Annotated in this window: 20 protein-coding genes; 14 read left to right on the top strand and 6 right to left on the bottom strand. The window is 74.0% G+C overall.

Features of this window, described 5'->3' with window-relative positions:
- Positions 1-61: 61 nt before the first annotated feature.
- Positions 62-2,320, top strand: coding sequence for an EAL domain-containing protein (locus tag ABDB74_RS16325; protein ID WP_346619812.1), 2,259 nt, complete (start codon positions 62-64; stop codon positions 2,318-2,320).
- Here the strand turns inward: ABDB74_RS16325 and ABDB74_RS16330 are convergent.
- On the bottom strand, positions 2,310-3,080 hold the full coding sequence (locus ABDB74_RS16330) for an SDR family oxidoreductase (RefSeq protein WP_346619813.1): 771 nt from the start codon (positions 3,078-3,080) through the stop codon (positions 2,310-2,312). The two genes, ABDB74_RS16325 and ABDB74_RS16330, sit on opposite strands and share 11 nt — an antisense overlap.
- A gap of 119 nt (positions 3,081-3,199) precedes the next feature.
- Between ABDB74_RS16330 and ABDB74_RS16335 the strand changes: the two genes are divergently transcribed.
- The 4 genes from ABDB74_RS16335 to ABDB74_RS16350 are packed head-to-tail and all read left to right on the top strand — an operon-like array spanning position 3,200 to position 6,740.
- A complete protein-coding gene (locus ABDB74_RS16335) occupies positions 3,200-4,702 on the top strand; it encodes a long-chain fatty acid--CoA ligase (protein WP_346619814.1) in 1,503 nt (500 codons plus the stop codon).
- Entirely contained in the window at positions 4,699-5,148 is a 450-nt protein-coding gene (locus ABDB74_RS16340; protein WP_346619815.1) for a hypothetical protein, read from the top strand. Before ABDB74_RS16335 ends, ABDB74_RS16340 begins: the two co-directional genes overlap by 4 nt.
- On the top strand, positions 5,069-6,193 hold the full coding sequence (locus ABDB74_RS16345; protein WP_346619816.1) for an alpha/beta fold hydrolase: 1,125 nt from the start codon (positions 5,069-5,071) through the stop codon (positions 6,191-6,193). Before ABDB74_RS16340 ends, ABDB74_RS16345 begins: the two co-directional genes overlap by 80 nt.
- A gap of 1 nt (position 6,194) precedes the next feature.
- On the top strand, positions 6,195-6,740 hold the full coding sequence (locus tag ABDB74_RS16350) for a GNAT family N-acetyltransferase (protein ID WP_346619817.1): 546 nt from the start codon (positions 6,195-6,197) through the stop codon (positions 6,738-6,740).
- A gap of 6 nt (positions 6,741-6,746) precedes the next feature.
- On the opposite strand, the gene ABDB74_RS16355 is transcribed toward ABDB74_RS16350, so the two are convergent.
- The 3 genes from ABDB74_RS16355 to ABDB74_RS16365 all read right to left on the bottom strand — a co-directional run bounded on the left by ABDB74_RS16355 (position 6,747) and on the right by ABDB74_RS16365 (position 10,738).
- Positions 6,747-8,384 carry an ABC-F family ATP-binding cassette domain-containing protein gene (locus tag ABDB74_RS16355; protein WP_346619818.1) on the bottom strand — a complete coding sequence of 546 codons (1,638 nt, stop codon included), beginning with the start codon at positions 8,382-8,384 and terminating at the stop codon, positions 6,747-6,749.
- A gap of 76 nt (positions 8,385-8,460) precedes the next feature.
- On the bottom strand, positions 8,461-9,552 hold the full coding sequence (locus tag ABDB74_RS16360) for an adenylate/guanylate cyclase domain-containing protein (protein ID WP_346619819.1): 1,092 nt from the start codon (positions 9,550-9,552) through the stop codon (positions 8,461-8,463).
- 10 nt (positions 9,553-9,562) lie between these two features.
- Positions 9,563-10,738, bottom strand: a complete 1,176-nt coding sequence (locus ABDB74_RS16365; RefSeq protein ID WP_346619820.1) for an MFS transporter — start codon at positions 10,736-10,738, stop codon at positions 9,563-9,565.
- Between the two features lie 234 nt (positions 10,739-10,972).
- On the opposite strand from ABDB74_RS16365, the gene ABDB74_RS16370 reads away from it, so the two are divergent.
- From ABDB74_RS16370 to ABDB74_RS16395, 6 genes are all read left to right on the top strand, one after another.
- Positions 10,973-11,911: an ABC transporter ATP-binding protein gene (locus ABDB74_RS16370; protein ID WP_346619821.1), complete on the top strand. Its 939-nt coding sequence runs from the start codon at positions 10,973-10,975 to the stop codon at positions 11,909-11,911.
- Positions 11,908-12,657: an ABC transporter permease gene (locus tag ABDB74_RS16375; RefSeq protein ID WP_346619822.1), complete on the top strand. Its 750-nt coding sequence runs from the start codon at positions 11,908-11,910 to the stop codon at positions 12,655-12,657. Before ABDB74_RS16370 ends, ABDB74_RS16375 begins: the two co-directional genes overlap by 4 nt.
- A gap of 78 nt (positions 12,658-12,735) precedes the next feature.
- Positions 12,736-13,545 carry an ankyrin repeat domain-containing protein gene (locus tag ABDB74_RS16380; RefSeq protein WP_346619823.1) on the top strand — a complete coding sequence of 270 codons (810 nt, stop codon included), beginning with the start codon at positions 12,736-12,738 and terminating at the stop codon, positions 13,543-13,545.
- 140 nt (positions 13,546-13,685) lie between these two features.
- Positions 13,686-17,477: a multifunctional oxoglutarate decarboxylase/oxoglutarate dehydrogenase thiamine pyrophosphate-binding subunit/dihydrolipoyllysine-residue succinyltransferase subunit gene (locus ABDB74_RS16385; protein WP_346619824.1), complete on the top strand. Its 3,792-nt coding sequence runs from the start codon at positions 13,686-13,688 to the stop codon at positions 17,475-17,477.
- 65 nt (positions 17,478-17,542) lie between these two features.
- Complete coding sequence (locus tag ABDB74_RS16390) at positions 17,543-17,728, top strand: DUF6104 family protein (protein ID WP_346619825.1); 186 nt, start codon at positions 17,543-17,545, stop codon at positions 17,726-17,728.
- Between the two features lie 109 nt (positions 17,729-17,837).
- Positions 17,838-18,551, top strand: a complete 714-nt coding sequence (locus tag ABDB74_RS16395) for a metal-dependent hydrolase (protein WP_346619826.1) — start codon at positions 17,838-17,840, stop codon at positions 18,549-18,551.
- Positions 18,552-18,554: 3 nt separating this feature from the next.
- On the opposite strand, the gene ABDB74_RS16400 is transcribed toward ABDB74_RS16395, so the two are convergent.
- A complete protein-coding gene (locus tag ABDB74_RS16400; RefSeq protein WP_346619827.1) occupies positions 18,555-18,851 on the bottom strand; it encodes a hypothetical protein in 297 nt (98 codons plus the stop codon).
- An 80-nt stretch (positions 18,852-18,931) separates the two neighbouring features.
- Between ABDB74_RS16400 and ABDB74_RS16405 the strand changes: the two genes are divergently transcribed.
- Genes ABDB74_RS16405 through ABDB74_RS16415 form a run of 3 tightly spaced genes read left to right on the top strand, consistent with a single transcriptional unit; the run spans position 18,932 to position 22,916 of the window.
- The gene (locus tag ABDB74_RS16405) at positions 18,932-20,119 is read left to right on the top strand and encodes an RtcB family protein (protein WP_346619828.1); all 1,188 of its coding nucleotides are present in this window, start codon (positions 18,932-18,934) and stop codon (positions 20,117-20,119) included.
- Between the two features lie 20 nt (positions 20,120-20,139).
- Complete coding sequence (locus tag ABDB74_RS16410; RefSeq protein ID WP_346619829.1) at positions 20,140-21,480, top strand: MFS transporter; 1,341 nt, start codon at positions 20,140-20,142, stop codon at positions 21,478-21,480.
- Positions 21,477-22,916, top strand: a complete 1,440-nt coding sequence (locus ABDB74_RS16415; protein ID WP_346619830.1) for an aminotransferase class V-fold PLP-dependent enzyme — start codon at positions 21,477-21,479, stop codon at positions 22,914-22,916. Before ABDB74_RS16410 ends, ABDB74_RS16415 begins: the two co-directional genes overlap by 4 nt.
- On the opposite strand, the gene ABDB74_RS16420 is transcribed toward ABDB74_RS16415, so the two are convergent.
- Positions 22,906-24,102, bottom strand: a complete 1,197-nt coding sequence (locus ABDB74_RS16420; RefSeq protein ID WP_346619831.1) for an NADP-dependent malic enzyme — start codon at positions 24,100-24,102, stop codon at positions 22,906-22,908. The genes ABDB74_RS16415 and ABDB74_RS16420 overlap by 11 nt on opposite strands.
- Between the last annotated feature and the right edge of the window lie 50 nt (positions 24,103-24,152).

A 24,152-nucleotide genomic window follows, 5' to 3' on the forward strand; every position in this document is an offset into this window, starting at 1 on the left:
CTTGAGGTGATCTTGGGCGGGTGGGCTCAACGCGCCGCCACCGGCTGACGAGGAACCGGGCATGAGCCCATCACCGACGGAGGTCGCCACCGTCAGCCGGCGGCAGCGGGGATTCCGGCTGACGTCGCGCGTCTTCTGGGACCTGGCAGTCTGGATGATCGGGCTCGGCATCGCCGTCGGGCTGGTCTTCCCACCGTTCGCGACCGGCCTCGGCGTGCCCGCCGAGTACGCCGAGCGCCCGCTGTTCAAGGCGGCCTGCCTCGGCGCCGGCTTCCTCGTCGGCGCGCTCAGCTACACCCTGTGCCGCTGCCTCGTCGGCGGCCGGCTGGCCGTGCTCAGCAGCCACCTCCGGTCGGTGGCGCAGGGGATCGCCGAGGCGAGCCGTACCGGCGACTGGTCGCAGTCGACGTCCCAGCGCATCCGCGTCGACTCCGACGACCAGCTCGGGGAGACCGCGCAGGCCTTCAACAGCCTGCTCGACGCCCTGGAGGCCGGGGAGCACTTCCGCTCGCTGGTGCGGAACGCCTCCGACATCATCACCGTCGTCGACCCCTCCGGGACGATCACCTACCAGACGCCGTCGGTCGGCTGGGTGCTCGGCTACCCGCCCGGGACGCTCATCGGCACCGACATCCACACCCTCGTGCACGCCGAGGACGCGACCTCCTTCCGCGACCAGCTGCGCTCGGTCGCCCGCGGCCTCTCCCTGGCGCCCTGCCCAGCGGTCCGGATGCGGCACCGCAACGGGTCCTGGCGGTGGACGGAGACCGTGGTCAACGACCTCCGCGACGACCCGGCCGTCAACGGCGTGGTGCTCACCACCCGGGACGTCAGCGACCGCAGGGAGCTGGAGGAGCAGCTGCGCACCCAGGCGTTCTACGACCCGCTGACCGGCCTGCCCAACCGGGCCCTGTTCATGGAGCGGCTGCGCGCCGCCGAGGAACGCGAGCGCGAGGCCGGCACCCCCGCGGCGGTGCTGTTCCTGGACCTGGACAACCTCAAGGCGGTGAACGACACGCTCGGCCACGACGGCGGTGACGCACTGCTCGGGGTGGTGGCCCAGCGGGTCGGGGGCTGCCTGCGGCCCGGGGACACCCTGGCACGTCTGGCCGGCGACGAGTTCGCCGTGCTCATCGGTGGACCGCAGAGCAGCGAGATGGCCCCGCGGGTGGCCGAGCGCATCCTCGCCGTGCTCCGCGAGCCGGTGCTCGTCGTCGACCGCGCGGTCCGCGCCAGCCTCAGCATCGGGCTCGCCACCACGGCCAGCGCCGCCGCCAGCGGGATCGGTCTGCTGAGCGCAGCCGACATCGCCATGTACGTGGCCAAGACCAGCGGCAAGGGCCGGTGCGAGGTCTTCCAGCCCAGTCACCACGCCGACCACCTCGACCGCGAACGCATGCAGGCCGACCTGTACCAGGCGCTGGAACGGCACGAGCTCGTCCTGCACTACCAGCCGATCGTCGATCTCGCCTCCCGCCGCATCAACGGCTACGAGGCCCTGGTCCGCTGGCAGCACCCGGAGCGGGGGCTGGTGCCGCCGGCGCGGTTCATCACCCTGGCCGAGGACAGCGGCCTGATCGTCCCGATCGGCCGGTGGATCCTGCGGGAGGCCACCCGCCAGGCCGCCGCCTGGCAGCAGCCCGGCGGCGCGGCGCCTCGGATGAGCGTCAACGTGTCGGTGTGCCAGTTCCAGCACCCCGACCTCGTCGACGACGTCACCGAGGCCCTGCAGGCCTCCGGCCTGGCCCCGGACCGGCTGACCCTGGAGATCACCGAGTCGCTGTTCGCCCAGGACACCACGGGGACCACGCACAAGCTCGAGCAGCTCAAGGCCCTCGGCGTGCGGCTCGCCCTCGACGACTTCGGCACCGGGTACTCGTCGCTGAGCTACCTGCGCCGTTTCCCCATCGACATCCTCAAGATCGACAAGTCCTTCGTCGACGGCGTCGCCACGAGCTCCGAGGACCGGGCGGTCATCGGGGCGATCGTGGCGCTGGGGCAGACGCTGCACCTCGACCTCGTGGCCGAGGGCATCGAGACGCCGGCCGAGCTCGCGGCCCTCGAGTCGCTCGGCGTCCGGTACGGGCAGGGCTACCACCTCGGGCGGCCCGCCCCGCCGGAGCAGGCCGCGGTCGCTGCGCCGGGCGACGAGCGCCGTCGGCCGGACAGCCCGGGCGCCGGCCTGCGGCCCGCAGCCGCGCCGCGGGCAGCCGCCGCCGTCTCCCCCGGGCAGCACGACGCTGCCCGGGAGGCGACGCCACCCGTCCGGCCCCAGGGCCCGGCGCCGGGCCCCGCCGCCGTGGGACCGCTCAGCTGGTGAGCATCCCGCCCTCGACCGGGATCGTGGTGCCGGTGACGTACCCACCGGCGTCGCTGACCAGGAAGACGAGGGCGGCGGCGAGCTCCTCGGGCTCGCCCTTGCGCCCGACGAGCACCCGGGACAGCTGCGACTCGAGGTAGCCCTCGGGGTACTGGTCGGTCATCTCCGAGGTGAAGAAGCCCGGCGCCAGGGCGTTGACCCGGATGCCCTTGCGGCCGGTCCACTGCTGGGCCAGGTCCCGGGTCAGCCCGACGAGCCCGGCCTTGCTCGCCGCGTAGGCCGCCTGCGGCAGGCCCGCGGTGGTCAGCCCCAGGACGCTGGAGATGTTCACGATCGAGCTGCCCGGCTGCATCACCCGGCCGCACGCCTGGGCCATCCAGTAGCAGCCGTTGAGGTTGACGTCGATGACCTGCCGGAACTGCTCGGGGGCCTCCCGCGTCGCCGGCATCGCGGTGCCGACCCCCGCGTTGTTCACCAGGATGTCGACCTTGCCGAACTCGGCCATGGCGGCGTCGACGAGCGCCTGGCAGTCCTCGGGCCGGGACACGTCGGTGGCCACGCTGATCGCGCGCCGCCCGGTCGCCTCCACCGCCCGCTGCGTGTCGGCCAGCCGGTCGACCCGGCGGGCGCCCAGGACGACGTCGCACCCGGCCTCGGCCAGCGTCCGGGCGAACACCGCCCCGAGGCCGGACGAGGCCCCGGTGACGACGGCGACGCGGTCGTCGAGGCGGAACAGGTCGAGGATCGAGCGGTCGGGCATGAGCGAAGTTCTCCCTCGAGGACGGTGGGCGGTCCGGCCACCGTATCCGGCCTGTGCGGTACATCACCCCCCGAGCCGGGTAGGAGCCCGCCGTCCAGCCACCGGGTCCAGGGGGATCGATGACCAACCTCGCGCAGAACCTGCTCGACTCCGCCGCCGAGGGAGCCGACCGGCCCGCGCTGCGCATGGACGACGCCGTCCTCGGCTACGGCCAGTTCCGCGACGCCGCGCTGCGCGTGGCCGCCGGGCTGCAGGCCCGGGGCGTACAGCCCGGCGACCGCGTCGGGCTGGTGCTGCCCAACGTGATCGCCTTCCCGGTCGTCTTCTACGGCGCGCTGCTGGCCGGCGCCGCGGTCGTGCCGATGAACCCGCTGCTCAAGGCGCGGGAGGTGCAGTACTTCCTGGAGGACTCCGGCGCGCGCGTCGTCGTCACCCTCGAGAGCACGGCCGAGCCGGTGCGCGAGGCGGCCGGCACCGTCGGCATCGAGGCCGTGGTCGTGGGCCCGGCGTCGCCGGCGGAGCTGATGGCCGACGAGCCGCCGACCGCGCCGGTGGAGCGCTCCGACGACGACCTGGCGGTCATCCTCTACACCTCCGGGACGACGGGGCAGCCCAAGGGCGCCGAGCTCACCCACGCGAACATGGGCCGCAACGCGCTGACCACCGCCGAGACGCTCGCCGAGAACACCGCCGACGACGTGATCATGGGCTGCCTGCCGCTGTTCCACGTCTTCGGCCTGACCTGCGGCCTGAACACCGCCGTCCTGCGGGGATCACTGCTCACCCTCATCCCCCGGTTCGACGGCGGGAAGGCGCTGGAGGTCATCGAGCGCGACCGGGTGACCATCTTCGAGGGCGTCCCGACGATGTTCGCGGCGATGCTGCACCAGCCCGACGCCGACCGGCACGACGTCTCCAGCCTCCGGCTGTGCGTCTCCGGCGGGTCGGCGATGCCGGTGGAGATCATGCGCTCGTTCGAGGAGCGCTTCGGCTGCATGATCCTCGAGGGCTACGGCCTGTCGGAGACCTCGCCGGTCGCCTCGTTCAACCACCCGCACGCCGAGCGCAAGCCCGGCTCCATCGGCACCCCGATCCGCGGGGTGGAGATGCGGCTGGTCGACGACGACGGCAACGACGTCGGCCCCGGCGAGGTGGGCGAGATCGCCATCCGCGGCGAGAACGTGATGCGCGGCTACTGGCAGCGGCCCGAGGAGACGGCGAAGTCCATCCCCGACGGCTGGTTCCGCACCGGCGACCTGGCCCGCACCGACGACGACGGCTACTTCTTCATCGTCGACCGCAAGAAGGAGATGATCATCCGCGGTGGCTACAACGTGTACCCGCGGGAGATCGAGGAGGCCCTCTACGAGCACCCGGCGGTGGCCGAGGTGGCCGTCGTCGGCATCACGCACCCCGATCTCGGGGAGGAGGTCGCCGCGGCGGTCGCCCTCAAGCCCGGCATGACCGCCGGGGCCGACGAGCTGCGCGAGTTCGTCAAGGAACGGGTGGCCGGCTACAAGTACCCGCGGCACCTGTGGCTGGTCGAGAGCCTGCCCAAGGGCCCGACCGGCAAGATCCTGCGCCGCGCCGTGGAGGTGCCCGAGGAGGTGGGCCGCCGATGACCCGGCCACCGGCTCCCCGGACGCCCCCGCCGTCGCCCCCGCTGTGGCGGCAGGCCTTCGACGCCGCCGAGCGCGCGGTCGCCCCGCGCGCCGAGGACCTCGTGCGCAGCGAGTACTTCTCGCTCGCCACCGCGCTGCTCCGCCGCGCGCAGAACGTCGCGGGCGGATCGGTCCAGGGCCTCAGCGCCCGCGCCTGGCACCTGCTGAACCTGCCCGCCGGCAGCGACATCAGCCGGCTGCGCGCGCAGATCGGCTCGCTCGACCGCGAGGTGCGCCGGCTGACCATCCAGTTGGAGCAGGAGCGGCGACGCGGCGCCACGTCCCGCCCCGGCCCTTCCCGACCGACCAGCAGCACGGAGGACAGCGATGCCGACGGTGCCCAGCCCGCAGACGGTGCTCGACCGCGTCCGGCGCGACGTCGAGCGCAACACCCTGCGAGCCCGTAACGGGATCAAGCTCGTCGCCGGCGTCGACCGGCCCGGCGTCGGGCAGACCCCCAAGGACGTCGTCTGGCAGCGGGGGCGCACCCAGCTCTGGCACTACCGCAACGACCCCGGCACCCACGGCGGCGTCCGCTACGGACCGCCGCTGCTGATCGTGTTCAGCATGGTGAGCCGCAGCTACATCCTCGACCTGACCCCGGGCAACAGCTTCGTGGAGCAACTGCTGGAAGCCGGCTTCGACGTGTACATGCTCGACTGGGGCGAGCCGGACGAGCGCGACGCGGGGAACGGCCTCGAGGACTACGTCGACGACTACATCCCCGCCGGGATCGACCGCGTCCTCGAGATCTCCGGTGCCGACGAGGTCAACCTGTTCGGCTACTGCTTCGGCGGGGACCTGGCCCTGCTCTACGCCGCGCACCACCCCGACGCGCCGCTGCGCAGCCTGACCGTGCTGGCGACGCCCGTCGACTTCCGGCACATGGGCCCGCTCGCCGACATCTTCGCCGTCGGCGGGATGGACGTCGGCGCCGTCCTCGACGCGGACGGCAACGTCCCGCCCTCGGTCGTCGTCCAGGGCTTCCGGGCGCTGACCCCGACCGCGGAGGTGACCCGGTACGTCAACCTGTGGGAGCGCCTCTGGAACGACGAGTACGTCGCGTCCTACCAGGCCATGACCGGGTGGTCGGACGACCACGTGCCCTTCCCCGGCGCCGCCGCGCGGCAGACGGCGGAGATGCTGGTGCGGAACAACGGCATGGTGAACGACCGGCTCGCCGTGGGCGGGGACCGGGTGCACCTCGCCGACATCCGGGTGCCGTTCCTGACCGTGCGGGCCGACCGCGACCACATCGTGCCGCCGGACGCGACCGCGCCCCTGATCGACCTGGTCGGGTCGCCCGACAAGCACGAGCTCTGCCTCGACGCCGGGCACATGGGGCTGGTCGTCGGCCGCACCGCGGCGAGGACGACGGTGCCCACGATCATCGACTTCGTCCGCCGGCGCAGCGACCCGCTGGATGCCGACGACACGGACCAGGGGGCCTGACGTGGCAGTCGTGGAACTCGGGCCCGAGCGCTGCGACGCGCTGCTGCGGTTCTTCGGTGACCTCCCCGAGGGGGACCTGACCTTCATCAAGGAGGAGGTCACCGACCCGGAGACCGTCCGGTCGTGGGCGACCGGTGACTCCGCCGGAGGCCGCTGGGTGGCCGTCGACGGCACGGACGAGGTGACCGGCTACGTCGCCGTCCGGCCGCTCCCGGGCTGGTCGGACCACGTGGGCGAGGTCCGCCTGGTGGTCGCCCCGTCCCGCCGCGGCAGCGGGCTCGGCCGGGAGCTGGCCCGGCAGGCGCTGGTGGGCGCGGTCTCCTCCGGGCTGTCGAAGCTCGTGGTCGAGGTGGTCGCCGAGCAGGGGCCGGCGCTGGCGCTCTTCAGCGACCTCGGCTTCAGCGGCGAGGCCCTGCTGCGCGACCACATCCGCGACCGCAGCGGCGAACTGCGCGACCTGATGGTGCTGGCGCACCACGTCTCCGACACGTGGGCGGGCATGGACACCGTCGGCGTCGCCGACGAGCTGGACGCGCCGGCCGGCTGAGCGGGGTCAGCGCTCGGTGACCCGCCCGCCGTCGACCTCGAGCCGCCGGTCGGTCGCCACCGCCGCCAGCATGCGGCGGTCGTGGGTGACCAGCAGCAGCGTGCCGGTGTAGCCGGCCAGCGCCTGCTCCAGCTGCTCGATCGCCGGCAGGTCGAGGTGGTTGGTGGGCTCGTCGAGCACCAGCACGTTGATGCCGCGGGCCTGCAGCAGCGCCAGCGCCGCGCGGGTGCGCTCCCCCGGTGACAGGGTGAGCGCGGGGCGCAGCACGTGGTCGGCGGTCAGCCCGAACTTGGCCAGCAGGGTGCGCACCTCGGCCGTGGGCCAGTCGGGCACCTCCGCGCCGAAGGCGTCGAGCAGCTGCTCGGGACCGAGGAAGCGCCCGCGGGCCTGGTCGATCTCCCCGATGCGCACGGACGGGCCGAGGGTGGCCGCCCCCTCGTCCAGCGGCACCCGGCCCAGGAGGGCCGCGAGCAGGGTCGACTTGCCCGACCCGTTCGCGCCGGTGATGGCCACCCGGTCGCCCCAGTCGACCTGCAGGTCCACCGGGCCGAGGGTGAAACCGCCCCGGCGGACGACGGCGCCACGCAGCGTGGCCACGACGGCGCCGGCGCGCGGCGCCGCGGCGATCTCCATGCGCAGCTCCCACTCCTTGCGGGGCTCCTCCACGACGTCGAGCCGCTCGATCATCCGCTCGGTCTGCCTGGCCTTGGCCGCCTGCTTCTCCGAGGACGCCCGGTTGGCGGCCCTGATGTGCTTGTCGCCGTCCTTCGACTTCTTGATCGAGTCGCGGACGCCCTTGGCCATCCAGTTGCGCTGCATGCGGGCCCGCGCCTCGAGCCCGGCCCTGGTGTCGGCGAACTCCTCGTACTCCTCGCGCGCGTGCCGGCGGGCGACCTCTCGTTCGGCCAGGTACGCCTCGTAGCCGCCGTCGTGCACCCGCACCAGCTGCTGGGCGAGGTCGAGCTCGACGATCCGGTTGGTCGTGCGCGCGAGGAACTCGCGGTCGTGGCTGACGACGACCACGCCGGCCCGGGAACCGGTGACGAAGCGCTCGAGCTGGTCGAGCCCGGCCAGGTCGAGGTCGTTGGTCGGCTCGTCGAGCAGCAGGACGTCGTAGCGGGAGAGCAGCAGGGAGGCCAGGCCCACGCGCGCGGCCTGCCCGCCGGAGAGCCCGGTCATGAGCGCGTCGAGCGCGACCCCGGGCGCCACGTCGGCGACCACCTCGGCCGCCCGCTCGTCGAGGTCTGCGCCACCGAGGGCCAGCCAGCGTTCCAGGATGTCCCCGTACGCGTCATCGGCACCCGGTTCCCCGGCGGCGAGCGCCTCGGTGGCGGCCTCCATCGCCTCCTGCGCGGCGGCGACGCCGGTGCGCCGGGCGAGCGCGGCCAGCACCGTCTCGCCGTCGCGGCGCTCGTGCTCCTGCGGGAGGTACCCCAGGGTGGCCGTCGGCGGGCTGAGGACGATGCTGCCCGCCTCGGCCGCGATCTCCCCGGCGAGGGTGCGCAGCAGCGTGGACTTGCCCGCGCCGTTCACCCCGACGAGACCGACGACGTCGGCGGGTGCGACCACGAGGTCGAGGTCGGAGAACAGCACGCGGGCGCCGTGACCGGCCGCCAGTCCGCGGGCGACGAGGGTGGCGCTCACCCCGACAGCCTGCCAAGCCGCTCCGGGGAACCGGCGACCGATGCCCGCCGGCGCGCCGTGCCGGCCCTCGGGGAGGTCAGCAGTCCAACCGATCGGGGTCGTCCCCACCTGTTTCGACGGCGTCCTCGTCGAGGGGGTGTTCGTCGAAGGCGTCCTCGTCGTAGCCGTTCTCGTCGTCGGCCGACGCGCTCCGGCGCACCAGCCAGGGCTGCAGGTGGTCGTAGCCCCGCACCGACACCCGGCGCAGCGGGCGCACCCGGTAGCCGGGCACCCCGCGCAGCCGGTGGGCGAGGGCGCCGTCGACCAGGAGCGCGCCGGGCCGGGCCAGCGAGGTCAGCCGGCTGGCCAGGTTCACCACCGGCGAGTACACGTCCCCCAGCCGGGTCAGCACCGCGCCGTAGGCCGCCCCCACCCGCAGCGGCGGCCGGTCGCTGGCCGCCCACGCATGGGGCAGCTGGAGCCCGATGTCGGCGGCGTCGGTGGCCGAGCCGGCGGTGAACAGCACCCCGTCACCGACCGTCTTCACCACCCGGCCGTGGTGCCGGGCGATCACCTCGGCCGCCGTGCTCTCGAAGTCCTCCACCATCGCGCCCAGCTCCCGGCCGCCCATGCCCCGGCTGCGCGAGGTGTAGCCCACCAGGTCGGCGAAGCCCACGGCGAGCTCGCGCCGGTCGCCCGGGCCGGCGAGCAGCCGCTCGACGTTGGCCGCCAGGTGCCGGCGCCACACGTAGTCCTGCACCTCGCGCAGCCGGGGCAGCAGCGCCTGCGCCGCGGCGACGGCCCGGTCGGCGGTGACGGCCCGGCCCTCCCCGGCGTCCGCGCCGCGGAGCAGCGCGTCGGCCAGCATGTCGGTCTGCCAGTCGGCCAGCCGGGACAGCGACTGACCCATCGCGCGGGCGATCGACGCCTCGCTGTCCGGCCCGACGAAGCCGGAGTCGATCAGGGTGGACAGCACGCCCAGCGCGGCGATGTCGGCGTCGGTGAACGCGGGGTCGTCGTCGGCCGCGTCGGGGAAGCCGAGCGCCCGCCACAGCCGCTGGGTGCGCTCCGGCGGCATCCCGGCCAGCTGCCCGACCTGCAGCCGGGTGTAGCGGCGCGGACCACCGAGCAGCAGTCGCTCCAGCGCCTCCCGGGCGCCGGGGCCCGGGACGTCCCCCGGATCGCTCACGGCGCGCACTCTATGTGACCGGGGCGACCGATGTGCCTCCTGTCACGGGGGCACCCGACGCGGGAGCGGTGCGACCGGCCAGCACGACCACGCCCGCGAGCAGGACGGGGAGCAGCGCCAGGGCCGCGGAGAGACCCACCACCTCGGCCAGGCCCCCGATCGCAGGGGGGCCCAGCAGGAACCCGAGGTACCCCGGCGTGGTGACCGCGGCGAGGGCCGGCCCGACCTCCCGCTCACCGTCGGCCGCCGCGGAGAACACCACCGGCACGGTGCAGGCCAGCCCCGCGCCCAGGGCGGCGAAACCGGCGAGCACGGCACCGACCGTCGGGCCCAGGGCGACGAGCAGCCCGCCGGCCATGGCCACCAGGGCGGAGGTCCGCACCGTCCGCACCCGGCCCCAGGCGGCGACCACCCGGTCCCCCGCCAGGCGCCCGGCCACCATCGTGAGGCTGAAGGCGGTGAACGCCAGGCCGGCGGTTCCCGCGGACGCGCCGAGCTCGTCGCGGAGGTGGACCGCGCTCCAGTCCCCCACCGCCCCCTCGGCGAGGAGCACGACCAGTGCGATGAACGCCAGCGGCAGCAGCCGGCCACGCGGCCAGGCCACGAGCGGGCCCCGCGGCCCGGGCGCCCGCTCCTCACGGAGCAGGGCGGGGAACAGCGGCGCGCACACCACCAGCAGGACCAGCCCCGCCACCCCCAGGTGCAGGCCCAGCGGGAGACCGGCGGCCGCGGCGAGCGACCCGGTCAGCGCCCCCACGAGCGCACCGGCGGAGAAGGCGGCGTGGAAGGAGGACATCACCGGCCGGGCGAGGGTCCGCTCGACCGTCACGGCCTGGGCGTTCATGGCGACGTCCAGCCCGCCGAACGCCAGGCCGAACAGCAGGAGAGCCGGCGCCAGCCAGGGCAGCGACGGCGCCAACCCGAGGAGCACCGGCAGCGCGAAGAAGGCCAGGGCCGCCGACACGGTCGTCGTGCGGCTGCCGAACCGGGCGCTCAGCGCCCCGACCAGCGGCATGGCGACGAGGGCCCCGACCGCCGGCACCAGCAGAGCACCGCCGAGCGCGGCGTCCGAGAGGTCCAGGCGCTCCTTGACGTCGGGGATCCGCACCGCCCAGTTGCCGAACAGGGCCCCGTTCGCCGCGAACACCGCCGTCACCGCGGTACGCGCCCACCCCAGCCGGTTCACCCGCCCAGTCGACCACGGGGAGCCGACGATCCCGCCGGCACGGCGCGGGAGATGGCGACCGCGTGGACGGCAGCCGGCCTGCCGGCGACGACCACCCGACCGCGCGGTGTCCGGGACGGACCCACGGCGCGGGGGCTCCCGCAGCGGGAACCCGGTGCGCTTGGATGGGGCCGTCACCAGCATGTACGACGGGAGAGCGCCATTTCCAGCGGCACGGCCGCGAGGGTCGACCCGGTGCGGGTCGAGATCCGCGGCCTCACCAAGTCATTCGCGAACGTACGAGCCGTCTCCGACCTCGGGTTCACCGTCGAGCCCGGCACGGTCACCGGTTTCCTGGGCCCCAACGGCGCGGGCAAGACGACGACCCTCCGGATGGTCCTGGGGCTGATGGAGCCCGACGCCGGGACCGCCACCTTCAACGGCCGGACGTACACCTCGCTGGCCGAGCCGCTGCGCACGGTCGGGGCGGTCCTGGAGACGGCGTTCCACCCGGCCCGTTCCGGCCGCAACCACCTCCGGGTGTACTGCCGCGCCGCCGGGCTCCCGCTGCAGCGGGCCGACGAGGTGCTCGCCCAGGTCGGCCTGGCGGACGCCGGACGCCGCCGCGCCGGCGGCTACTCGCTCGGCATGCGGCAGCGGCTGGGGCTGGCCACCGCGCTGCTGGGCGACCCCGCCGTGCTCGTCCTCGACGAGCCGGCCAACGGCCTGGACCCTGAGGGCATCCAGTGGCTGCGCGGGTTCCTCCGCCACCTGGCGCACGAGCAGGGGCGGACGATCCTGGTGTCCAGCCACCTGCTGTCCGAGGTGGAGCAGACCGTCGACCGCGTCGTCATCGTGGGCGCCGGGCAGCTGGTGCGCGAGGGGTCGATGGAGCAGCTGCGCTCCGGGGCCGACGGCGCCGGGACGGTGCTGGTGCGCAGCCCGGAGGCCGCCCGGCTGGCCGAGGCGCTGCGGACCGACGGGACGCACGTCTCGCTGGACGGCGACGCCCTGACCGTCAGCGGCCGGACGACGGCCGAGATCGGGGCCCGCGCCTTCGCCGCCGGCGTCGAGCTGCACGAGCTGCGCGCGCAGACCAGCGGCCTCGAGCAGATCTACTTCCAGCTCACCGCCGGGCGCGGGCAGTTCGCCGCGCCGTCGGCCGGTCCGGTCGCCCAGGAGGCCACCCGATGATGCACCTGGTCCGCGCCGAGTGGACCAAGCTGTTCACCACCCGCGTCTGGATCGGGCTGCTGCTCGGCGCGGTCGCGCTGGCGGTGCTGTCGACGGTCTTCCTCACCGCCTTCGCCGGCAACCCCGACACCGGCGTCCCGGAGGTCGGCACGCCGCTGTTCGAGCAGCAGGCCTTCGCGGGGCCGGCGAGCGCCGTGGTGCTCATGCTCGTGCTCGGGGTCATCGGGATGACGCAGGAGTACCGGCACCGGACCGCCACACCCACCTTCCTCACCACGCCCCGCCGCGGCCGGGTGGTCGTCGCCAAGCTCATCGCCTACGCGCTGGTGGCGATCCCCTTCGCGCTCGTCGTCACCGCGGTGAACTACGCGGTGCTGGCCGTCTACGCCGGTGCCCGCGGCGCGGTCCCCGAACTCTCCGGCGACAACCTCCGCGTGGTCGCCACCTCGGCGCTGGCGCTGGTCATCTACACGGTCATCGGGGTGGGCCTCGGCGCGCTGATCCGCAACCAGATCGGCGCGATCGTCGGCGCGCTGGTCTACCTGTTCGTCGTCGAGTCGCTGATCCGTGGGTTCTTCGGCGCGGCCTACAAGTGGCTGCCCGGAGGCGCCCTCGAGGCGCTCACCGCCACCTTCCAGGGCCCCGACGTCCTGGAGCGGTGGCAGGGCGGTGTCCTGCTCCTCGGTTACGGTCTTGTTGCCGCCGTGCTCGGCACGTTCCTGGCCGTCCGACGCGACATCGTCTGAGGCGCCGGCGGACACCGCAGGATCCTCGTCCGGCCGAGAGCAGGTGCCGGGCAGCTGCGAACGGAGATCGGAGAAAGCGTGACGACTCGCATGACCGTCCAGCGGCTGGGCCGCCTGATCGTCGACGGTGACGTGGACGGGGTCCGCTCCGCCGTCGCCGAGACCCCGCGCCTGCTCGGCGGAACCCTCGAGCGGGAGGGCCAGGACGGCTGGACGCCGCTGCACCTGGCCGTCGCCTGCGACCGCGTCGACGTCGTCCGGGTCCTGGCCGACGCCGGAGCCGACCTGTCGGCGCGCACCGACCAGCACCGCACCCCGCTGCACCTGGCGCTCGAGCACGCCCCCGACCTGGTGCCCGTGCTCGTGGAGCTGGGCGCCGTCGTCGACGCGCCCAGCGCGGCCTACCTCGACGACGTCGACCGGCTGACCGCCGAGCTCGACGCCGGGGCCCCGATGACCGACCCCGCCACCGGCGTCGACCTGCTGGCCTGGGCGGCGCTCGGCGGCGCCGCCGACGCCGCGCGGCTGCTGCTGGCCCGCGGGGCCGACGCCGACGGCGGGGCGCTCCAGGCCGCCGCCGCCGGGGGCAGCCTGGAGCTGGTCCGCCTGCTGCTGGAGGCCGGCGCCACGGCCGACCGGCACGACCCCGAGACCGGGCGCACCCCGCTGCACGTGGCGGTCGCGGCCGGGCCGCGCGGCGACTGCCCCGAGATCGTCCGGCTGCTGCTCGATGCCGGGGCCGACGTCAACGCCACCACCCACGACGGCGCCAGCGCGCTGGACATCAGCCGCGTGGCGGCGGCCCGGCACCGGCGGGCCGACGAGCACGAGGCCAGCGGCAACGACGCCCTGGTCGAACTGCTCGTGGCCCACGGCGCGACCCACTGACCACCACGCGGGACGGGCGCGCGGTTCCCGATCCGTGCCGGGTCGGCGACCCGGCACGGGCGTAGACTCGACACCCGGTCCAGCGACGCCCCTCAGCCGGCAGCCCCAAGACGAAGAAGGCACTCGACCCCGTGTCAAGCGTGAACTCATCCCGCCCGTCGTCCACGTCGTCCCCGGTCGCCGGTTTCGGCACCAACGAGTGGCTGGTCGAGGAGATGTACCAGCAGTTCCTCGCCGACCCGTCCAGCGTCGATCAGGCGTGGCACGAGTTCTTCGCCGACTACCGGCCGGGCAGCCCCGTCGGCGGCGGCGACCGCGAGCAGGCGCCGTCCGCCAAGGGCGCCCCCGCACCGGCGTCCCCGCCGCAGTCCGCTCCGGCGCCGGGCGCGGCGCCGCAGCCCGCCGGCGCGGCAGCGCCGGACGTCCAGCGCCCGGCCGCCGGGTCCGAGCCGACCCGGAGCGCACCCGTGCAGAAGAGCAACCCGAAGCCCGCCACCCCCGAGCAGAAGGCCGCCCCCGCGGAGAAGGCCGCCCCCGCCGCCAAGCCGGCGCCCAAGCCGTCGGCCGGCGACGGCAAGCAGTCCCCGCTGCGCGGCGCCGCCGCCGCGGTGGTCAAGAACATGAACGCCTCGCTGACCGTGCCGACGGCGACGAGCGTGCGGGCGGTCCCGGCGAAGCTGCTGGTCGACAACCGCATCGTCATCAACAACCACCTGGCCCGCGCACGCGGGGGCAAGGTCTCCTTCACGCACCTGATCGGCTACGCGCTGATCCGGGCGCTCGACGCGTTCCCGAACATGAACAGCGCCTTCGCCGAGATCGACGGCAAGCCGGTGCTGGTGGCGCCCGAGCACGTCAACTTCGGGCTCGCCATCGACCTGCCCAAGCCCGACGGCTCGCGCTCCCTGGTGGTGGCGTCGATCAAGGCCGCCGAGGAGATGGACTTCGCCGCCTTCTGGGCCGCCTACGAGGACATCATCCGGCGCGCCCGGAACAACAAGCTGACCATGGAGGACTTCTCCGGCACCACGATCAGCCTGACCAACCCGGGCACGATCGGCACCAACCACTCGGTGCCGCGGCTGACCGCCGGCCAGGGCGCGATCATCGGCGTGGGGGCCATGGAGTACCCCGCCGAGTTCCAGGGGATGAGCCCCGAGGTGCTCACGGACATGGGCGTCTCGAAGATCATCACGCTCACCTCCACCTACGACCACCGGATCATCCAGGGCGCGGAGTCCGGCGACTTCCTGCGCAAGCTGCACTCGCTGCTGCTGGGTGAGGACGGCTTCTACGACGAGGTCTTCCGCTCGCTGCGGATCCCCTACGAGCCGGTGCGCTGGATGCCGGACGTGCGGGTCACGCGCGAGGGGCAGATCGACAAGGAAGCCCGGGTCATCGAGGTCATCGAGTCCTACCGGCGCAACGGCCACCTCATGGCCGACACCGACCCGCTCGAGTTCAAGGTCCGCACCCACCCCGACCTCGACATCCTCCAGCACGGTCTCACCCTGTGGGACCTGGACCGGACGTTCCCGGTCGGCGGCTTCGCCGGTGAGCGGCTCATGCCGCTGCGGGACATCCTCGGCGTGCTGCGCAACTCCTACTGCCGCACGGTCGGCGTGGAGTACATGCACATCACCGATCCCGAGGAGCGCGAGTGGCTCCAGCAGCGGATCGAGATCAAGCACGAGCAGCCCGACCGCGAGAAGCAGAAGCACGTGCTCGGCCGGCTGAACGCCGCCGAGGCGTTCGAGACCTTCCTGCAGACCAAGTACGTCGGGCAGAAGCGGTTCAGCCTGGAGGGCGGGGAGTCGGTCATCCCGATCCTCGACGAGGTGCTCATCGCCGGCACCGACCACGGGCTCGACGAGGTCGCGATCGGCATGGCCCACCGCGGCCGGCTCAACGTCCTGGCCAACGTGCTCGGCAAGAGCTACGCCAAGATCTTCGGTGAGTTCGAGGGCAACATCGACCCGGGCACGGTCCAGGGCTCCGGCGACGTGAAGTACCACCTCGGCGCCACGGGGAAGTTCCGCAACCCGTTCCGCAGCGACGCCGAGATCGCCGTCTCGCTGGCCAGCAACCCCTCTCACCTGGAGACGGTCAACCCCGTCCTCGAGGGCATCGTCCGCGCGAAGCAGGACATGATCGACAAGGGCGAGCAGGGCTTCACGGTCCTCCCCCTCCTCCTGCACGGCGACTCCGCGTTCGCCGGCCAGGGCGTGGTCCAGGAGACGCTGAACCTCTCGCAGCTGCGCGGCTACCGCACCGGCGGCACCGTGCACGTGGTCATCAACAACCAGGTCGGCTTCACCACCAGCCCCGGCTCGGCTCGCTCGACGCTCTACTCGACCGACGTCGCGCGGATGGTCAACGCCCCGATCTTCCACGTGAACGGGGACGATCCCGAGGCGTGCGTCCGCGTGGCCCGGCTGGCGGTCGAGTACCGGCAGCAGTTCAAGAAGGACGTCGTCATCGACCTCGTCTGCTACCGCCGTCGCGGGCACAACGAGGGCGACGACCCATCGATGACCCAGCCGCTGATGTACGACATCATCGACCGCAAGCGCTCGGTGCGGAAGCTGTACACCGAGGCGCTCGTCGGCCGCGGCGACATCACCCTCGAGGAGGCCGAGGAGGCCCTCAAGGACTACCGCGGCCAGCTGGAGCGCGCCTTCGCCGAGACCCACGACGCACAGGACTCCTCCAAGCCCGAGCCGGTCATGGACCCGCGCACGCCGCAGGAGTCCACGGTGCAGACGGCGATCACGCCGGAGGTCCTCAAGACCATCGGCGACGCGCACGTCTCCTTCCCGCCGGACTTCACCCCGCACCCGAAGCTCCAGAAGATGCTGGAGAAGCGGGCCGCGATGGCCAGCGAGGGCGGCGTCGACTGGGCGATGGGCGAGCTGCTGGCGTTCGGGTCGCTGCTGATGGAGGGCGTGCCGGTCCGGCTGGCCGGGCAGGACTCCCGCCGCGGCACCTTCGTGCAGCGCCACTCGGTGCTCATCGACCGGGAGAACGGCGCGGAGTACACCCCCCTGGCCAACCTGACCGAGGACCAGGCGAAGTTCTTCGTCTACGACTCGCTGCTCAGCGAGTACGCCGCCCTGGGTTTCGAGTACGGATACTCGGTGGCCGACCCCAAGGCCCTGGTGCTGTGGGAGGCCCAGTTCGGCGACTTCGTCGACGGGGCCCAGATGGTCATCGACGAGTTCATCAGTTCCGGCGAGGCCAAGTGGGGCCAGCGCTCCGGCGTCGTCCTGCTGCTGCCGCACGGCATGGAGGGCCAGGGCCCGGACCACTCCAGCGGCCGGATCGAGCGGTTCCTGCAGCTGTCGGCGGAGAACAACATGACCGTCGCCAACTGCACGACCCCCGGGAACTACTTCCACCTGCTCCGCCGCCAGGCGCTCTCCGACGTGCACCGGCCACTGGTCGTCTTCACGCCGAAGTCGCTGCTGCGGGCGAAGGCGGCGGTCAGCCCGGTCGCCGACTTCACCGAGGAGAACTTCCGCCCGGTGCTGCCCGACACCGGGGTGGGCGGCGAGCCCCTGGACGCCTCCGCGGTGACGCGCGTGCTGCTGTGCAGTGGCAAGGTCGCCTACGACCTGATGGCGCAGCGCGAGTCCGACGGCCGCGCCGACACCGCCATCGTGCGGGTCGAGCAGCTGTACCCGCTGCCGGCCGAGCAGATCCGCGCCGAGCTGGAGCGGTACCCGGACGCCGCCGACGTGGTGTGGGTGCAGGAGGAGCCGGCCAACATGGGCGCCTGGCAGTTCATGGCGGTCAACCTGCCCGAGGAGCTGCCGGAGGGCCGGAAGCTCCGGCGGGTCAGCCGCCGCGCCTCGGCGAGCCCGGCCGTGGGCTCGGCGAAGGTGCACGAGGTCGAGCAGCGCAAGCTGGTCGCCGAGGCCTTCGCCGACTGACCCGGTCCACCTCTCGACGCCCGGCCCCCGATCCGCTCGGGGGCCGGGCGTCGTAGTTTCTGGGCATGTACTTCACCGACCGTGGTCTCGAGGAACTGGCCGAGCGGCGGGGCGGGGAGCAGGTGACCCTGGCCTGGCTGGCCGACCAGATGCAGGCGTTCGTCGACCAGCACCCCGATTTCGAGGTGCCGGTCGAGCGGCTGGCCACCTGGCTGGCGCGCGGCGGCACGGACGACGACGAGGACGAGTGAGCGGGCGGCGGGCGTAGCCAGCCGTCCCGCACCGTTAGCACCTGCACCGGGACACGCCCGCACCCGCCACGTCCCGGGCGTGGGCCGGTCCCGGGGTCACGCTGTGATCATGCTCGGTCACTCCCATGCGCTCTCCGGCCTGGCTGCGGGCGCCGCGACGCTGCCGTGGGCCCCGGTGCAGGGGGCGGTCGCCCAGGGCGCCTGGATCGCGGCCGTCGGCGGGTTCGCCATGCTGCCGGACCTCGACCACCGCAACTCCACGGTGTCGGACATGTGGGGCCCGGTCACCGACGTGCCCGCAGGCGCGATCGGCGCGCTCGCCGGCGGGCACCGCTGGGGCACCCACGACGCCGTCCTGGCCCCCCTGGCGTTCGGGGCCCTGGCCGTGCTGGCCTCGGGCGCGTTCTGGTCCACGCTGCTGCTCATGGCGCTCGCCATCGGGCTGGCGCTGCGGGCACTGCACTTCGTCATCCCCGGGCGCGCCGAGACGACCATCCTGGGCAACCTGGTGCTGTCCTGGGGTGGCGCCTGGCTGCTGCTGGACCACATGGCCGCGCCGTCCTGGCTGCCGTGGGCGGTCGCCGCCGGGGTGCTCACGCACATCGTCGGCGACGCGATCACCACCGCCGGGGTACCGGTGCCGCTGCTGTGGCTGGTCAGGCGGAAGCGGCTGGCCCTCTCCCCCATCCGCACCGGCGCGACCGTGGAGCGGACGGCGCTGGTGCCGCTGTTCCTGGTGGCGACGGTCGTGCTCGTCTACAGCAACACCGGGCTGCACCTGGCCGTCGACCCGCTGGTCGACCGCCTGCTCAGCGCCGGCTGACCCTCACGGCCGGGGGTTGGTGCGCGTCCAGCCGCGCTCGTCGCGCCGGGCGCCCTGGGCGGCACGGCACCGGCGGCACACCTCCTGCACCTCCTCCGCGTGCCGGCCGGACTCCGGCTGGACGTCGGGCCAGCCGACGTGCGGGAAGCGGGTCAGCCGCGACCTGCTCAGCGACAGGCCGCACGCCGTCTCGTTGCGCCCGCGCTCCCAGGCGTGGACCTCACCGGCCGGGTAGCGGATCCCGTCGTCGGGGTCGACCCACTGGCCGCCGGCCGCCACCGCGGCGTTACGCACTCCCATGGCGGCTTCCGTACCCCCGAGCACGCCGCGCGCACCGGAAACCGGTCGCCGGATGCGCCGGCCCCCAGCAGACTCCAGGGGTGGAGAGACTCTCGGACAAACTGCTGAACTGGGCGAGCATCCTCGACGTCGAGACGCTGAAGCAGGCCGAGCGCACGGCCTCCCTCGACATCGTGCACCCGCACGTGGCACTGATGCCCGACGCCCACCTGGGCAAGGGGGCCACCGTCGGCTCGGTGCTGCCGACGAAGGCGGCGATCATCCCGGCGGCGGTCGGCGTCGACATCGGCTGCGGCATGATCGCCGTCCGCACGCCGTGGTCGGTGGACGAGGTGCGAGCCCGGGGCCCGCTGGCGCCGCTGCGCGGCGACATCGAGCGCACCGTCCCCCTGTCGGCCGGCCGGTACAACAAGAAGCTGACCGAGACGGCCCGGCCCCGGGTCGCCGAGCTCGAGGCCACGGCCGACGAGCTGGGCGACAACGTCCTGCGGTCGGTCACCGCGACGGCGCCGAACTGGCCGATGCAACTCGGCAGCCTGGGTTCGGGCAACCACTTCATCGAGGTGACCGCCGACGAGCAGGACCGCGTCTGGCTCTTCCTGCACTCGGGCAGCCGCGGGGTCGGCAACAAGATCGCGCAGACGCACATCGCGATCGCCCAGGACCGTGCCCGCCGCGACGGGCTCGACCTGCCCGACCGCGACCTGGCCTGGCTCGACGAGGGCACCCCGGAGTTCGACCGGTACGTCGCCGAGCTGCGGTGGGCGCAGCACTTCGCCCTGCTCAACCGCGAGGAGATGATGGACCGGGTCGCCGACTGCCTGGCCCGGCACATGCGCGCCGACGCGACGCCGGAGCTGGAACGGATCAACTGTCACCACAACTTCAGCCAGCACGAGAAGCACTTCGGCGATGAGCTGTGGGTCTCCCGGAAGGGCGCGATCCAGGCGGAGAAGGGGCAGGCCGGCCTCATCCCCGGGTCGATGGGGACGGCGAGCTACGTGGTCACCGGGCTCGGCAATCCCGAGTCGCTGGAGTCGTCCCCGCACGGGGCCGGGCGGGTGTTCTCGCGGACGAGGGCGAGGAAGACGTTCACCCGGGCCCAGCTGGACGAGTCGATGCGCGGCATCGAGTGGCGGCACAGCGATGCGTTCCTCGACGAGATCCCCGCGGCCTACAAGGACGTGGACGTCGTCATGGCCGACGCCGCTGATCTCGTGGAGGTCCGGCACACGCTGCGGCAGCTGGTCAACGTGAAGGGCGACTGACCGACTACGGTGCGGATCTTGTGACCTCCGTCTCTCCCGCCCGGCTCGGCCGCGGCACCCACCTGGGCTACGCGCTGGGCTCGATCGGGACGGCGGCGTTCGGGACGGTGCCGGGGCTGCTGCTCCTGTACTACCTGACCGACGTGCTGGGGGTGGCCGCCGGCATCGCCGGGCTGGTGGTCTTCGCGCCGAAAGCCTGGGACGTGCTGCTCAACCCGTGGATCGGCAGCCGTTCGGACCGCACGGTGAGCCGCTGGGGGCCCCGCCGGCCGTGGATGCTGGCCGGCGGGGTCACCCTGCCCCTGCTGTTCGTGCTCGTCTTCGCCGGTCCCGGTGCTCCCCCTGCCCAGGCGGCCACCTGGGTCGCGGTCACCTTCCTGCTGGCGGCGACCGCCTACGGCTTCTTCCAGGTGCCCTACGTCGCCCAGCCGGCGGAGATCACCGACGACCCGGGTGAGCGCGCGACGCTGATGTCCTGGCGGGTCGCGGCCCTGGCGCTCGGCATCCTGCTGGCGGGGGCGGGGGCGCCGGCGGTCGTGGACGCGTTCGGCGGCGGGCGGGACGGCTACCTGGCCATGTCCGTCTTCGTCGCCCTGCTGCTGGGCGGCGGCATGCTCGGCGCGGTCATCGGCACCCGCAACGCGCCCACGCTGACCCGGGTGCGCAGCGAGGGCCGGCTGCTGGCGACGCTGCGGCTGGCATGGGCCTCGCGGCCGTTCCGGGTGCTGCTCGCCGGCTTCGTCGTCCAGGCGCTCGGCATCGGCGTGATGCTCGCCGGGGTGCCGTACTACTCCCAGCAGGTGCTCGGCGACCCGGCCGCCGGGACGCTGCTGTTCGCCGCGCTCGTGGGGCCGGCGATCCTCGTCATGCCCGTCTGGCTGCGGGTCAGCCGCCGGTCCGGCAAGCGCGCCGGCCTGCTCGCCGCGTCCCTGCTGTTCGCCGGGGGCGCGGGGATGCTCGCCGTCGTGCCCGAGGGCGGCACCGGCGCGGCGGTCGCGCTCGTGGTCGTCGTCGGCATCGGCTACGCCGGCATGCAGATGTTCCCGCTGGCGATGCTGCCCGACGTCATCGCCGCCGACGAGGCGGCGTCGGGGCAGCGCCGGGCCGGCGTCTTCACCGGCGTCTGGACCGCGGCGGAGACCCTCGGCCTGGCCATCGGGCCGGGCCTGCTCGGCGGACTGCTCGCCGTGGCCGGCTACGTCTCCACCGTCGGCGGCGAGGTGGTCGCGCAGTCGGGGACCGCCGTCGCCGCCGTGCGCGCGGGGTTCACCGTCGTCCCCGCCGTCCTCGTGCTGCTCAGCATCCCCGTGCTCGCCCGGTACCGGCTCGATCCCGTCCCCACCCAGGAGGTCCCCGCGTGAATCCGCAGGACGTGCTCGCCGAACTGACCGCGCTGCAGGCCGGTGACGTGCCCACCCACGGGGGCGCGACGATGGCCTACGTCTACGACTCCGGACGGGCCGGCGTCGACGAGCTGGCCGCGGCCGCCCAGGCGGCGTTCCAGTGGACCAACGCCCTCGACCCCACCGCCTTCCCCAGCGTCGCCCGCATCGAGAACGACCTCGTCGGCGCGGCGCTGGCCCTGCTCGGCGGTGGCCCGGAGGCCGTGGGGACGCTGACCAGCGGCGGCACGGAGAGCTGCCAGCTCGCCGTCCTGGCGGCGCGCGAGCAGTGGCGGGCCCGGGGCGGGACCGGACGCCCGCGGCTGCTGCTGCCGGTCACCGCCCACGCCGCGTTCCGCAAGGCCGCCCACCTCTTCGGGATCGAGGCCGTCGACGTCCCGGTCGATCCCGGCACCTGCCGGGCCGACCCGGCGGCGGTCGTGCGCCTGCTGGACGAGCGGACCGTGCTCGTGGTCGTCAGCGCGCCGTCCTACCCCCACGGCGTGCTCGACCCGGTGGCCGAGATCGCCGGGCTGGCGGCCGCCGCCGGCGTGCCGTGCCACGTCGATGCCTGCATCGGTGGCTGGGTGCTGCCCTTCCTCGACGACGTCCCCGAGCCGTTCGACCTCTCGGTGCCCGGGGTGACGTCGCTGTCGGTGGACCTGCACAAGTACGGCTACGCGCCCAAGGGGGTCTCGGTGCTGCTCACCGCCACCCCGGAACTCCGGCACGCGCACTGGTTCAGCACCGCGGGGTGGCCGGGCTACCCGGTGGTCAACCCGACGCTGGCCGGTACCCGCCCGGCCGGGGCCATGGCCGCCGCCTGGGCCGTGCACCGGTGGCTGGGCACCGCCGGCTACCGGGAGCTGGCGTGCACCGCCCGCCGGGCCACCGTCGAGCTCACCCAGGGCGTCGCCGGCATCGCGGGCCTGCGCGTCGTCGGCCGGCCGGCCGCGACGCTCGTGGCGCTGGCCGAGGACGGCCCGGACGGCGTCGACGTGCTGAACCTGGCCGACGAGATGACCGCCCGCGGCTGGCTGCTGCAGCCGCAGCCGCCGTTCGCCCAGCCCGGCGGGAACCTGCCGGCGACCCTGCACCTGACCGTCACGGCGGCCACCGCCGGGCGGGTCGACGCGCTGCTGGGCGATCTCGCCGATGCCGCCCGTGCGGCCGCCGCGCTGCCGCGCCCGGTCGCCGACCCGGAGCTGGTGGCCGCGGCCGCCACGATCGACCCGGCGACGCTGAGCGTGGCCGAGGTGGAGGGGCTGCTGGAGCTCGCCGGGATCTCCGGCGGGGCCCTGCCCGAGCGGATGGCGCCGGTGCACGCGCTGGTGTCCGCGCTCCCCCGGCCGGTCGCCGAGCGCCTGCTGGCCGGCGTGCTCGGCCGCGTCTACCGGCCCACCGTCAGCGGGTGACGCCCTGCTCCCGGGCGCACGCCCCGACCGCCTCGGCGACGGCGGCGGCCACCCGGCGGTCCAGCGGGCTGGGGACGATGTAGTCCGGCCGCAGGTCGTCCCCGACGACGTCGGCGATCGCGGTGGCGGCGGCGAGCTTCATCTCCTCGGTGATGGAGGTGGCGCCCGCATCGATGGCGCCGCGGAAGACGCCGGGGAACGCCAGCACGTTGTTGATCTGGTTGGGCAGGTCGCTGCGCCCGGTCGCGACGACGGCGGCGTACCTCGCCGCCATCTGCGGATCGACCTCGGGGATCGGGTTGGCCAGCGAGAACACGATGCAGTTCTCGGCCATCGACGCGATCGCCGCCTCGGGCACCGAGCCGCCGGAGACGCCGAGGTAGACGTCGGCCCCCTCCAGCGCCGACGTCATCGAGCCGGCGAAGCCCGCCTCGTTGGTGTTCTCCACCAGCCACCGCTTCGTCCCGGTCAGCGCCTCCCGGCCGGGGTGCAGGATCCCCCGGGAGTCGGCGACGGCGATGTCGCCGACCCCCGCCTCCAGCAGGATCTTGGTGCAGGCGACACCGGCGGCACCGGCGCCGGAGACGACGACGCGCAGGTCGGAGATCTCCCGGCCCACCACCGTCGCCGCGTTGCGCAGCGCGGCCAGCACCACGATCGCCGTCCCGTGCTGGTCGTCGTGCATCACCGGGATGTCCAGGCGCTCGCGCAGCCGGGCCTCGATCTCGAAGCAGCGGGGCGCGCTGATGTCCTCGAGGTTGATCCCCCCGAAGGACGGCGCGATCGCGGCGACGGTCTCGACGATCGCGTCGACGTCGGTGGTGTCCAGGACGACGGGCACCGCGGAGAGGCCGGCGAACTCGCTGAACAGGCAGGCCTTGCCCTCCATCACCGGCAGCGAGGCGGTCGGCCCGATGTCCCCGAGACCCAGGACCGCCGTGCCGTCGGAGACCACGGCCACGACGCGCGGGGCCCAGGTGAACCGGCGGGCGAGCGCGGGCTCGGCCGCGATGGCGCTGGACACGCGGGCGACACCCGGGGTGTACGTGAGCGCGAGGTCGGCGATCGACTCGATCGGCCGGGTCGAGGCCACCGAGAGCTTGCCACCCTCGTGCACCGCGAACGCCGGGTCGTCGGCGAAGCGGTCGCCGCTGGACTGCTGCTCGGGCCCCGGATTTCCGCTCATGGGCTCAGCAGAGTAACCGGGGCCGACGGCGTTCCTGTCGCTACGGTGCC

It is taken from the genome of Blastococcus sp. HT6-4 (assembly GCF_039679125.1).
GTDB lineage: Bacteria > Actinomycetota > Actinomycetes > Mycobacteriales > Geodermatophilaceae > Blastococcus > Blastococcus montanus.

Coding starts and splice junctions, on each gene's coding strand:
- ABDB74_RS16325 (WP_346619812.1), top strand. CDS start 62: ATGAGCCCATCACCGACGGAGGTCGCCACCGTCAGCCGGCGGCAGCGG.
- ABDB74_RS16330 (WP_346619813.1), bottom strand. CDS start 3,080: ATGCCCGACCGCTCGATCCTCGACCTGTTCCGCCTCGACGACCGCGTC.
- ABDB74_RS16335 (WP_346619814.1), top strand. CDS start 3,200: ATGACCAACCTCGCGCAGAACCTGCTCGACTCCGCCGCCGAGGGAGCC.
- ABDB74_RS16340 (WP_346619815.1), top strand. CDS start 4,699: ATGACCCGGCCACCGGCTCCCCGGACGCCCCCGCCGTCGCCCCCGCTG.
- ABDB74_RS16345 (WP_346619816.1), top strand. CDS start 5,069: ATGCCGACGGTGCCCAGCCCGCAGACGGTGCTCGACCGCGTCCGGCGC.
- ABDB74_RS16375 (WP_346619822.1), top strand. CDS start 11,908: ATGATGCACCTGGTCCGCGCCGAGTGGACCAAGCTGTTCACCACCCGC.
- ABDB74_RS16390 (WP_346619825.1), top strand. CDS start 17,543: ATGTACTTCACCGACCGTGGTCTCGAGGAACTGGCCGAGCGGCGGGGC.
- ABDB74_RS16395 (WP_346619826.1), top strand. CDS start 17,838: ATGCTCGGTCACTCCCATGCGCTCTCCGGCCTGGCTGCGGGCGCCGCG.
- ABDB74_RS16400 (WP_346619827.1), bottom strand. CDS start 18,851: ATGGGAGTGCGTAACGCCGCGGTGGCGGCCGGCGGCCAGTGGGTCGAC.
- ABDB74_RS16420 (WP_346619831.1), bottom strand. CDS start 24,102: ATGAGCGGAAATCCGGGGCCCGAGCAGCAGTCCAGCGGCGACCGCTTC.